Source organism: Gilliamella sp. Choc6-1 (assembly GCF_001690385.1).
In the GTDB taxonomy this organism is placed as follows: domain Bacteria; phylum Pseudomonadota; class Gammaproteobacteria; order Enterobacterales; family Orbaceae; genus Gilliamella; species Gilliamella apicola_A.
On the sequence record NZ_LZHI01000004.1, the window covers coordinates 1 to 6,402 of the forward strand.

Annotated in this window: 4 protein-coding genes and 1 pseudogene; 3 read left to right on the forward strand and 2 right to left on the reverse strand. The window is 32.4% G+C overall.

The window, feature by feature from the left end:
* Positions 1 to 552 precede the first annotated feature (552 nt).
* Positions 553 to 2,724 (reverse strand): annotated as a pseudogene (locus tag A9G36_RS00065) (Tex family protein); the annotation flags it as partial.
* Positions 2,725 to 2,768: 44 nt separating this feature from the next.
* On the opposite strand from A9G36_RS00065, the gene greB reads away from it, so the two are divergent.
* From greB to A9G36_RS00080, 3 genes are all read left to right on the forward strand, one after another.
* Positions 2,769 to 3,251 carry a transcription elongation factor GreB gene (greB, locus tag A9G36_RS00070; protein ID WP_034946589.1) on the forward strand — a complete coding sequence of 161 codons (483 nt, stop codon included), beginning with the start codon at positions 2,769 to 2,771 and terminating at the stop codon, positions 3,249 to 3,251.
* A 43-nt stretch (positions 3,252 to 3,294) separates the two neighbouring features.
* Positions 3,295 to 3,879 carry a hypothetical protein gene (locus tag A9G36_RS00075; protein WP_141670588.1) on the forward strand — a complete coding sequence of 195 codons (585 nt, stop codon included), beginning with the start codon at positions 3,295 to 3,297 and terminating at the stop codon, positions 3,877 to 3,879.
* A gap of 94 nt (positions 3,880 to 3,973) precedes the next feature.
* A complete protein-coding gene (locus A9G36_RS00080; protein WP_065568966.1) occupies positions 3,974 to 5,095 on the forward strand; it encodes a YcbX family protein in 1,122 nt (373 codons plus the stop codon).
* Between the two features lie 647 nt (positions 5,096 to 5,742).
* Here the strand turns inward: A9G36_RS00080 and A9G36_RS00085 are convergent.
* A complete protein-coding gene (locus A9G36_RS00085; RefSeq protein WP_051825289.1) occupies positions 5,743 to 6,318 on the reverse strand; it encodes a cell division protein ZapC in 576 nt (191 codons plus the stop codon).
* Positions 6,319 to 6,402: the final 84 nt, after the last annotated feature.

Here is a 6,402-nt window from a genome sequence, read left to right on the forward strand (position 1 = left end):
TTAAAAACTTTGATGAGTTCGTTTTAGTACAATATCACTAACAACAAATGATTACTTATTTTATTATTCAATACGTTTTAAAGATGGCTTAATAAAAAAGATTATTGGGACGTGAAAAAAGATAACTAATAAAACCGTATAAGTTGGTACAATTTTAATCATTTAAAATTATAAAAGCAAATATTTCATCAATAGATGATATCAATATCAAAGATATTTTTAAATAGAAGATTTGATTTAAATCAAATGAATATAAAATTAGATAGATAACTTAATCATACACATTCGTATAATATATCGACAAAAACATAAGTTTACTAAGTTGCTTTTCATCACTAATGTCTTTAACAAACGACCAATTTGAAATGATATTCCTATCATTAAGATTAAAAAGCCTAATGATAGGAATGTATTGGGCTATTTCCCTTTCTTAAAAGCAACAGCAAAGGCATTTCCCATTGTGCTGTTTGCTAAAGATGATGTGCGATTATTTTTGGTATTGGCAAAAGATTTATTATGGCCAAGCTTATCAACATTTGATTTTAATGTTGCAGGATCATCAAGTCGCATTGATAAAGCTATACGTTTACGCGCAATATCGACTTCAATAACTTTAACCTTAACAATATCACCTGCTTTTACTACCGTCCTTGGATCTTCTACAAATTTATCAGATAATGCCGATATATGAACTAAGCCATCTTGATGCACACCAATATCCACAAATGCACCAAAATTGGTTACATTCGTTACCGCACCTTCCATTATCATGCCAATCTTTAAATCTTCCATGGTTTCGATATTATCCGCAAATTGCGCCGTTTTGAACTCTGGTCTTGGATCTCGACCTGGCTTGTCCAACTCTTTGATAATATCTGTCACGGTTGGTACCCCAAAATGATCATCTACATAATCAATGGCTTTCAGTGATTTTAAGTAGTTTGAATCACCTAAAATGTCTTTTAATGATTTATGATTTTTTTCTAAAATTCGCTCTACTACAGGATAAGCTTCAGGGTGAACGGCTGATGCATCAAGCGGATTTTTACCATCCATAATCCTTAAAAAGCCAGCACATTGTTCAAATGCTTTAGGACCTAAGCGTGATACTTTTAATAACTGCTTACGATCGGTAAATTGCCCATTTTCATTACGCCAATCAACTATATTTTGGGCGATAACTTTATTGAGTCCAGCAATGCGCGCAAGTAGCATCATTGATGCGGTATTTAAGTTAACACCTACCGCATTAACACCATCTTCAACAACTGCATCAAGTTTTTTAGCTAGCTGAGTTTGGCTTACATCATGCTGATATTGACCTACTCCAATCGATTTAGGATCGATTTTAACTAGCTCTGCCAATGGATCTTGCAATCGCCTTGCAATGGATACCGCACCACGAATTGATACATCAAGATCTGGAAACTCTTGAGCTGCAAGTTCTGATGCAGAATATACTGATGCTCCCGCTTCACTTACAATTACTTTTTGTCCTTTTACTTCTGGGTATTTTTTTTGAACATCAAGATAAAAGCGTTCGGTTTCGCGTGATGCTGTTCCATTACCAATTGCTACTAGCTCTACCTGATATTTAATACAAAGTGTAGCAACAATCATAGCGGCTTTATCAGCTTGTCCTGTATGCGGATAGATAGTTTCGGTGGCAACTAATTTTCCGGTCGCATCAACAACCGCAATTTTAACTCCGGTTCTTAACCCTGGATCCATCCCCATGGTGACTTTCATACCTGCAGGTGCAGCCATCAACATGTCGTGTAAATTTGCAGCAAAAACATTAATTGCTTCTTCTTCGGCACGTTCACGTAAAGTGGTCATCAGTTCGGTTTCCATATGCATCAAAATTTTGATACGCCATACCCAATTAATGACTGCTTTACGCCACTTGTCAGCAGGCTGAGCGTTAAAATGAACGCCTAAATGTTCGATAATAATCTGTTCGCAATAGCTTTCTTTGGGCGCTTCTTCAAATTGTGGATCGGCATTTAATGAAAGCTGTAAAAAACCTTCATTGCGACCTCTAAACATTGCTAATGCACGATGAGAAGGCACTTTAGAAATAAGTTCACTTTGTGCAAAGTAGTCTCGAAATTTTGCGCCCTCTTCTTCTTTGCCACTTACCACTTGTGAAACCAAATGAGCGTTATTCCAAAGATAATGACGTATTTTAGCAAGCAGTGCTGCATCTTCGGCAAATCGTTCCATTAAAATATAGCGTGCGCCGTCTAAAGCTGATTTAGTATCAGCAATACCATTATTAACATTAAAATATTTTTCTGCTTCTTTTTCAGGATCAAGCGTCGGGTTTTGCCATAAGTCATCAGCTAATGGTTCAAGACCTGCTTCAATAGCTATTTGCCCACGAGTGCGTCGTTTAGGTTTATAAGGTAAATAAAGATCTTCAAGTTCGGTTTTGCTTAGTGTTTGTGTAATACTTTGGCTAAGCTCTGGAGTTAATTTACCCTGCTCTTCAATTGATTTTAAAATGGTTTGCTTGCGATCTTCCAGTTCGCGCAGATAACTTAAACGGCTGTCTAAAGCACGTAATTGGGTATCATCAAGTCCTCCTGTGACCTCTTTTCGATAACGAGCAATAAAAGGAACAGTGCTGCCTTCATCTAATAATTGGATCGCAGCTAAAACTTGTTCTGGTTTTACAGTCAGTTCATTCGCTATAATATGGCTTATTTGGTTATTTATCATGGTATCTCTGTATATTCTGTCAATTAACGGAATGTAATCTTATTATGCAAAAAGCTAATTATATAACAAGAGAGGGCTACTTGGCACTCGATCGCGAACTCAAATATTTATGGAGAGAAGAAAGACCTCGTGTCACACAAGCAGTTTCCGATGCAGCTGCACTTGGGGATCGCAGTGAAAATGCTGAATATATCTATGGAAAGCGAAGGTTACGTGAAATTGATAGGCGCATTCGTTTTTTAACTAAACGTTTAGAAATATTAACAATTGTGGATCCCGATCCTAGGCAAGAAGGCAAAGTGTTTTTTGGCGCTTGGGTTAAGCTAGAAGATGAATCAGGTGATTCACATATTTACCGTATTGTGGGTCCAGACGAATTTGATCCTAAGAAAAATTGGATTTCAATTAATAGCCCAGTTGCCAGAGCACTAATTGGTCATAAAGTTGATGATGAAATATCGGTCATTACACCAAATGGCAAAAATTATTTTTATATTTTAGAAATTCGCTATAAGCAATTAATATGATATATACTATTTTAATAGTTTATATAATTCATGAAATGAAGGAATGCAAAAAATAAACATGAGAAATAAAAGAGTTATCGTTGCACAATGTGTGCTTTTGATTATATTATTGATTATGGCAATTTCTTACTATTTAATTAATCCAAGTAAGGATGCTAATTCATCATTTTTAAAAAATGAGTTAATACTTGACTTTGATAGTGTTGAATTTGAAAAAATAATACCTTTTTTTAAAAGGCTTGATCAAGATAATTTTTCGTTAGAATCAAGCAACACATCTCAAAAAATAAGTATTCAAGATTGTAAATCAAAGCAAGTCTATCAATTTAATGGTTCAGGCTTGAAAAGCTTTAAATTTAAAAGCAAAACCCCCATCAATGGTGATTATTATCCAAGTTTTACAATCAATATATTAACATTTAGTTCGGTGTCTGAGGCCGATAAATATGAGAAAGTTATTCGAGATTCATTTTTATACAGCAGTACTATAGTTGAATGTAATGAGCTAAAAACACCTACAAAAGTCATTAGTAATGGGCATTTTGTTTTCTACTTTACAAACAGTTCTGAAATGTCTAAGCCATATACAGACAAATATGCAAAAGTTTTAAAGGAACTTCCTATGTAACACTTAATTAGCCATAAGTGTACAGCTTACTATTCATAACTTAGGGTTTATTAATTTTAAAATTATAATAACGTTTATTATTTATTGGTACATTATGATCTCTGTCAATCAATTATATATTTATCCAATTAAATCGCTTCAAGGAATATCACTTAAAAAAAACAAAATGGTTGACGGTGGTTTTGAATACGATCGTGTATTGATGATTAGCGAACCTGATGGAACATTTATTACAGCAAGACAATATCCTGAGCTTTTAAAACTGAAAACTTCAGTGATGAATAATAATATTGACGTTTCTATTTCTTCTCAAAAAGCGATTACGATTAATTTTGACGAATTTTCAAAAAACAATGAACCAACTGAAGTTTGGGGCAATCATTTTACATCTCAAATCGCTTCAATCAGAGTTAATCAATTTTTTAGTCAATTTCTACGAAAAGATGTTCAAATACGTTGGGTTGGCAATAACCTAACAAGACGAATTAAACGATATCCACAAATACCAATTAGTTTTGCCGATCGCTATCCTTATTTATTATTGAATGAAGCATCATTTAATTATTTACAACAAAAGTGCCCTATAAAACTCGATATTCGGCAATTTCGTAGCAATATTATTGTAAAAGGCGCCTTGCCTTTCGCTGAAGATGCTTGGAAGACAATTAAAATTGGTAATGTTATATTTGATATCGTCAAACCTTGCAATCGCTGTATGCTAACCACATTAAATTTTAATTCAGCTAAACCATTAGCTAATAATGAACCTCTCAATACACTGCGCTATTTTCGAGCTGATGAACAAGGTAAAATTGATTTTGGTATGAATATGATCGCTCGAAATAATGGTTCAATTTCAGTTAATGATCCAATAGAAATATTAGAACGACAGCCAGCCAAAAATTATATAAAAAATTTCCCAACAGAAACAATAAATGAAACACAACCATGCATCATTACATTCGAAGGTAGATCATTCAAAGGGAATAATAAACAAACTATTTTAGAGCAGTTAGAACATCACAAAATAGCATTACCCTATTCATGTCGTTCCGGTGTATGTGGTCGATGTTTAATAAAGTTGAAAGAAGGAAAAATAAGCACATTAAAACAATCAGCTGAGAAACGAAATAATCATATTTTAGCTTGCAGCTGTTTACCTAATGGCAATATCGAAATTGGGCTAATAAAAAAAGTAGCCAATAAAAACAGTTAGCTCAACGTAATTTGAAGATAAAAACGATCATTATTTATAAACAAACTAGTATTATTCAATTTAATTAGTTTATAACTAATTGATAACAATTTTGGTAGCCATTATTTATAATAAATTAAAAAAGTGCTAGGAATGTGATATTTTTATATTTTCAGGAAAGCCTTTATTTTATTTTGTATCAACATATTAATAATTGATTTTAATCTCTAACGAAACAAAATTATAAAGTTAAATTGGTATCATGACAGTTAGCGGTAATTATTGATGTGCCATCAACTGATTTTCTATCTAAATCAATATAATTTTTATTATTTATATAAATAGAATTCAAACGTACTGATTGTAATTAAAGACAGCATTGATCATGTAAGTATTATTTGGCTTACCATTATGCATCTCAAAGTCAATTTTATTAATCACTAGACAAATACACTGTTAGAGCTTGTGTCTTTCAAATCTTTAATATTCTTTGTTTCGCTCTATTAACAACAGTATTACTATCTAAACTTTCAGTAGTATTCATATTTTAATTTAGCGTATTTAATTATATGTACATTAAATATGTATACTACTTAGAAAAACCGAATTTAAAGTTTTTAATTAAGTTTATAGCTGATTTTCCAAAAGAAGTAATGAAATTGAATTGTTTAAGAAATGGCTTCTAACTCAACTTGTTCTAAAGATGAGATTTCTTTATCGATTAAGTTTTGCTGTAATGGTGCTAATCTATCATTCATCACTTTAATTACTTCAGAAAAATAAAAAGTTTTATTCATGACCATAAAGGTAGGCTGAGCAATAACACAAAGGGAAGCCTTTTCGCCAGCCTCAACCACCATTAAATAAACTTTTTTTCCACCATCTTGTATATTAACTTTAACAATATCCGCTGTTTTTGGTGTATATAACATAGGCTGTTGAGAGAAATACCAACTCTTTGGCATCTGTGGTTTTATAAAATTAGCAGCAATAATGGCATTAATCGATAACTCTATTTTTTGTGATTCTGTTAAGTTTAAAAACTGGCAACTATCATAAAATTGATAATATGCTGTTGCATCACTGACAGAAAAAGGAAATTCTCGAAAAACATCAGGAATCAACATTTTACTTGAATAACAACACCGGAATAACATATCGTTTGAAACTTCAAGCATCAGACTATCGTACTGATTATCAAAATACCAACGCCAACAATCTGTTGGTCTGAAAGTCATTTTCATTGATATGTCATCCTCTTCAGTTGAACTAATTATAGGCGAAAAGATAACATAATATAGATAAAAAATAAATAAAATTTAAAATAA

Excerpts from the sequence above, each read along its gene's own strand:
- A9G36_RS00075 (WP_141670588.1), top strand. The coding sequence starts at position 3,295 with ATGCAAAAAATAAACATGAGAAATAAAAGAGTTATCGTTGCACAATGT.
- A9G36_RS00085 (WP_051825289.1), bottom strand. The coding sequence starts at position 6,318 with ATGAAAATGACTTTCAGACCAACAGATTGTTGGCGTTGGTATTTTGAT.
- A9G36_RS00080 (WP_065568966.1), top strand. The coding sequence starts at position 3,974 with ATGATCTCTGTCAATCAATTATATATTTATCCAATTAAATCGCTTCAA.
- greB (WP_034946589.1), top strand. The coding sequence starts at position 2,769 with ATGCAAAAAGCTAATTATATAACAAGAGAGGGCTACTTGGCACTCGAT.